Annotated in this window: 1 protein-coding gene; it reads right to left on the reverse strand. The window is 50.2% G+C overall.

Going from position 1 to position 325, the window contains the following annotated elements; genetic code table 11:
- Window positions 1–282, reverse strand: a 282-nt coding sequence (locus VJI93_RS08600) for a hypothetical protein (RefSeq protein WP_324009289.1), incomplete at its 3' end; no start/stop codon positions are given.
- Window positions 283–325 lie beyond the last annotated feature (43 nt).

The following is a 325-nucleotide window of genomic DNA, read 5'->3' on the forward strand; positions in this document are numbered from 1 at the left end:
TACCTTAGCGCCTGTGGTAGTGTATTCAGACATCTCTTTTTCGAATACCTTACGGTAACGGAGACCCATTCGGCATATGTTAGCCTTATCCACACCCTTAAAGACGACATGATAACCCTTGGCATTCAGGGTGTTTACCCTGAATAGAACGGATAAAGCTGTCTCCCCGGGTGTCATAGGTATTTTGACCGAGTCGATGCTGGTTAACGATGCTATAGGCCCATCCACTGACGCATACCCCGTCGCCACATACACATGCTCAAGGGTATTCGGTAATGGCATGCCTACCACTGGCCTAGTTCCCGCATGCTCGGGGACAGCATCC

The sequence above is a fragment of the Parvimonas sp. M20 genome (assembly GCF_035282425.1).
GTDB lineage: Bacteria > Bacillota > Clostridia > Tissierellales > Peptoniphilaceae > Parvimonas.